5 protein-coding genes are annotated in these 4,413 nt (G+C 47.3%); all 5 read left to right on the top strand.

What is annotated here, in order from left to right; genetic code table 11:
- Positions 1-53 precede the first annotated feature (53 nt).
- The gene (locus QT992_RS33025; protein WP_333378707.1) at positions 54-566 is read left to right on the top strand and encodes a hypothetical protein; all 513 of its coding nucleotides are present in this window, start codon (positions 54-56) and stop codon (positions 564-566) included.
- The gene (locus QT992_RS33020) at positions 563-1,072 is read left to right on the top strand and encodes a hypothetical protein (RefSeq protein WP_333378704.1); all 510 of its coding nucleotides are present in this window, start codon (positions 563-565) and stop codon (positions 1,070-1,072) included. Before QT992_RS33025 ends, QT992_RS33020 begins: the two co-directional genes overlap by 4 nt.
- Complete coding sequence (locus tag QT992_RS33015; RefSeq protein WP_333378701.1) at positions 1,073-1,336, top strand: hypothetical protein; 264 nt, start codon at positions 1,073-1,075, stop codon at positions 1,334-1,336.
- Entirely contained in the window at positions 1,327-1,908 is a 582-nt protein-coding gene (locus QT992_RS33010) for a hypothetical protein (RefSeq protein WP_333378698.1), read from the top strand. Before QT992_RS33015 ends, QT992_RS33010 begins: the two co-directional genes overlap by 10 nt.
- Before the next feature lie 771 nt (positions 1,909-2,679).
- Complete coding sequence (locus QT992_RS33005) at positions 2,680-4,344, top strand: DUF3987 domain-containing protein (RefSeq protein WP_333343034.1); 1,665 nt, start codon at positions 2,680-2,682, stop codon at positions 4,342-4,344.
- The last annotated feature ends 69 nt before the right edge of the window (positions 4,345-4,413 follow it).

Genomic DNA, 4,413 nt, shown 5'->3' with positions numbered 1-4,413 from the left:
TTGTCTTTGCGGACGATCGCAACTCTTAATGATTGAGTTGACGGGGTTTTGCCATGACTAAACCTACCGTCAGCTACCGTCGCATTGACCAATTAAAGGCGATCGCCTATGACCGTGGCTTCTCCAATGAAGACGCCAGACAGTTCGGGAAACTCAGCAAAACTGCTACGTGGGAAGCGCTGCTAGAACTGTACCTCGTTGATGGTGAGTCACTTGACACAGTGAATGTAGACAGTGTAGACAGTTTGAGTGTAGACACTGTAGACACAACACCTGAACTGCTTGACCCGCAAGCTGTAAACAGTGTAGACACTGTAGACACAGAGGATGTAGACACCGTAAACACCCTTGATTGGACTAACGACGGTTCGTTCCCTGTGTGCGGTTTCACCCGCCAGAATTCCACCAGCTTTTTAGACTGGGTTGACTTTGGGCAACTCATCGCACTTGTACTCGCGTCGGCGGGGGTGTTTGTGCTGGCAATGTCTATGTGGCGTCAAATCAATCCCTTGAATTTATTTCCCTCACCTGTTCGCATCAACATTCAAATCGGGACAAAATTATGAGCTTACAATTACGCCTTTTTGGCGGCAATTCTGATGCTGGAAAAATGACTGCCAGCAACGACGGCGGACATGCAATCGACAAATCAAAAGTTTTGGCAAGCACTAATGCAAGCGTTATCACACCGCTAAATCCTGGTAATTTTTCCAGCATCCGTAGTGTGCCAGTTGTGCCAGCACCGCGTTACTTTACCAAGGAAGAAGCGGACGCAATGAAGGATTTAGCCAAAGATAAAACAGACGGTGCAAAACAGTCTAAACGCGCCTATGAAGCGCTGGCAAAAGTTGAAGAAGCCGATGCTAAAGTTCACCGTCATCACCGCAAATATGAAGGTGTTGTGGCTGATAATGAACTGGGCAAAAAACGCTCAGACACTCGACTGGCTAAGCACTTGCACAGTTTGCGCCCCGGTTACGCGCGACTGGGTTTAGGGATTGATAAGGCTAACAGCGATGCTCGGACTCGCATTGATGAAATCAAGGCCAAACTCACAGGAGGGACTAACTAAATGAAAGCGATGTATCTGGCAAATTTCTTCGTTGCTGGGTGCGTCGCTTTCTCCCTTTTGGGGTGGATAGCGAGTCTGCATCCGATGGCAATGAAAGCAGTTTCATTTTTGTTAGCAGCAATTGCGATTGCTTGGGGGTTGAGCTGGTTGCTTGACTATTCCCTAAGTAAGTTGCTCAAGATTTCAGTGGCTGATTTACAGGCAGTTCTAATCGGCGGTTTGGCTATGCTGCTAATTGGTTTAGGGGTGTTTTTATGCAGTTAAAACTGCTTGTGTTGAGCGCGTCCTCTGTAGTTCTTTGGCTGACTCCACTAGCAGCACTAGACAAAAAGCTAGACACTCACAAAGCGCTGCAAGGTGTCAGCTTGTGTGCTGCGATTGCTTGTGCAGTGTCCGCTGGCAACATCGCCCGCAAACTGTCCGAACAAGGGGAGATTGAGGCAATTAAAGAGCGGGCAATCACCGCCGATGTGGTGGATGAAATCTCGACAAGCGTATACATTTCTCAGAAACAAAGACAACAGGAAGCAGAACAAATTCTGGCAACAAACGAACCAACAGACGAACAAGAGGCAGAACTCGATTCGATAAGAGAATCACTAGAACTATTGCTGAATCAGACTTCTGGCGATTCTGGCGAACTCGCAGTAGTGAATTTATCCACTAGGCAGCGCGAACAAATCGAATTAATTCTGCAATGTCACGCGAAGGGCATCACCGGCAAGAATAAAATCCTTAAAGAAGTTTGGGGAGTGTCAGCCGGCAGTAGCCAAGCTTACCGGGACGCGAAGGCTGAGTATGAATTTCTATTGCCATTCGTCAAAGGAGATGATTAATAGTGCAGATTAGGGCGAAGGTTCAGCATCTACAATGAATAATTTTTTCTTGAAGCTAACCGCGCATATCTGTTGTTTTCGCAGGCGATTCAACGCTTGGGACTTGCTTAAGAAATACTTTTCACAGTAAGCCTTGAAAGGAATACATTCGGGCGGATTCGAGGGCGACGCCGCGCTTGCATAGAAAGTATGGGGATAAGCCCGCGAGGAGTTTTTGCGTGTCATCCCTCCAGTATAAGGCGGGGCCCGACCACAACCTAGCGGGCTGAGGAATAACTGATATGGCAAAAAGTCTCCGAAATTTCGGACAAAAACCCTTCTAATGCCTGAAAACTTGAAACCGTTACTGAGTGCGACTCGTCACTTTTTTACTCTTACACCCGACGAGCAGTTCTCGTTACGTTTCCCGTTCGTTCTCGTTTCGTTTTTTGGGTTACAGCTTGGGGCAAAAGTTCTACAATGAGAATGCGCGCTTATCCGAAGTGAAGTCAACCTGGCTCTGCGGCTGAGAAAAAGGGATTAAGGGAAGCGCTTATGCCTACAGGTGAGAGAGATGCCGTCGGATAGCAACAGTAGCTTGGGGCTAATATATTCCTAATCCTCTAATGTGCAATCGGGGTTGGGCGACACGAGCGCGTCGCCAATCTTTTAATTGCTCAAAAAATCAACAAATACACACAGCAAAAAACCGTCCCTCTCTAGTTTTGGCGACCTGAAAGAACGGCTTTTGCATCTATCCACATTCAACTCGTCTTGGGGCGAGCCAAATTTATGTACGACAAGTACAACAACAATTCTACTCCGATGGACAGTCAAGTTTCAAGTGTTCGCGGAAATCTTATCAGCAGCAGCAAGTCTAATCCTTGCCCGGTCTGTGGACGTACCAAAGACCGCGACTGCCGTATTAGCCACGACGGGAAGATGGTTCTTTGCCATCAAAACTTTGACCACACCAAAACTCAACAGCCTGACCTGTGGCACTTTGACGGCACAAGTTCTGATAGCCGCTGCGGTGTGTACGTCTTCAAAGAAAAAACCACCAAAGATATTCGACCCAAAGGTATCCGCCACTGGGAATATCCCGATCGCAATGGTTCCCCTTTGGCACGTGTAGAACGGGTTGACGATGGTGAGGGCAACAAGAAAATCAAGCAACAACGCTGGGATAAAGATAAAAAACAATGGCTGTACGGGCTAGGCACAGATAAGGATTCAAACAAAGTTGCCCGTGCCAGTATCCCGGTTTACCGCTATGCCGAAATCAGAAAGGCGATCGCAAACAATGAAACGATTTACATTGTCGAGGGTGAACCTTGCGCTGATTTACTGTGGAAGCTTGGGCTAGCTGCGACTACCAATATCGGCGGGGGCGGTAAATTCACACTTACCGACTCTTTGGACTTGCAAGGAGCAAAGCTGATTGTCATAGTCCCTGACCGTGACAAAAAGGGAATTGAACACGCTGACAAGGTGGCCGAACACTTTCCCGATGCAATGTGGCTCTACCCATTCCCTGAAAGCAAAGCTTGGGAGAATTTGCCAGAGAAGGGCGGGCTCGATATTTTTGATTGGATCGACCACGAAAAACTTTCAGCGAGCCAAGTAAAGGCGGCGATCGGAGAGAAGAAAGTCTTTGAAGTTCCCCGGCAAGCGCAAAAAGTTGTAAGCCATCCAAAATTTGAAGCCCCCAACCTTTCTGACCTAGCGGCCAAAATTGACGAACTACTTGACTCCGATTTAAAAAGGTCGCAGCTTCAAATCAAAATATCAGAACTGGCTCAGACTTATCGGCTAGCTCCGACTGATACCTGGAAAATTTACCGCGACCGCGAACAAGAGTTAGAGCAAGAGCTCAACAGGGAAGATGTGGTCGCAGAGGTTACACGGCTCCTGAATTCAAAAAAATCTCAGATAAATATTGCTGAAATCATCCCCGTGGGTTTAGCGGCACCGATCGAAAAACTGGCAAAAATGCTGAACCTAAAACCGGAGTGTTATCTCACAACTCTGCTGACCCAAATTTCCAGCCTCTTTAAAGTTGGGAGCGAAATCAAACTCCGCAATGACACAAACTACCGCGTCACCCCAAATTATTTTGCCGGCATTGTTGCTGAATCCTCCCAGAAAAAATCTCCCATCATGCGGGAAATTATCGATCGCCCGATGCAGCAATTGCGGGAACAGGCAAGGAAGGAATTTGAAAAAGCACAAGAAGCTTATGAGAGGGAATTAGCAAGTTGGAGAGCGGCAAAAGGAGAGGATAAAGGTGTTGCCCCAAAACCACCACGCCAAAAACTTTACTCTTTCTCAAAGACCACAGGAGAGGGGATTCTCTATCAAGTAGCTGAGCATCCCGAGCAGGCGTTGATGTATCGGTGTGATGAACTGGCGGGGCTGTTTAAATCTGCAAACCAGTATCGGGGCGGCAAAGGTTGATTAACAGTAAGACTTTTTCTGACATTTGCTAACAATCACTTACATTTGCCTTCTTGTCTTCATGTCATA

It is taken from the genome of Microcoleus sp. T3_D1 (genome assembly GCF_036700405.1).
Lineage (GTDB): Bacteria > Cyanobacteriota > Cyanobacteriia > Cyanobacteriales > Microcoleaceae > Microcoleus.
This window is presented reverse-complemented; position numbering and strand designations above follow the sequence as displayed.

What these genes read in the sequence shown, in the direction of transcription:
- QT992_RS33025 (WP_333378707.1), top strand. Translation starts at nt 54, where the DNA reads ATGACTAAACCTACCGTCAGCTACCGTCGCATTGACCAATTAAAGGCG.
- QT992_RS33020 (WP_333378704.1), top strand. Translation starts at nt 563, where the DNA reads ATGAGCTTACAATTACGCCTTTTTGGCGGCAATTCTGATGCTGGAAAA.
- QT992_RS33015 (WP_333378701.1), top strand. Translation starts at nt 1,073, where the DNA reads ATGAAAGCGATGTATCTGGCAAATTTCTTCGTTGCTGGGTGCGTCGCT.
- QT992_RS33010 (WP_333378698.1), top strand. Translation starts at nt 1,327, where the DNA reads ATGCAGTTAAAACTGCTTGTGTTGAGCGCGTCCTCTGTAGTTCTTTGG.
- QT992_RS33005 (WP_333343034.1), top strand. Translation starts at nt 2,680, where the DNA reads ATGTACGACAAGTACAACAACAATTCTACTCCGATGGACAGTCAAGTT.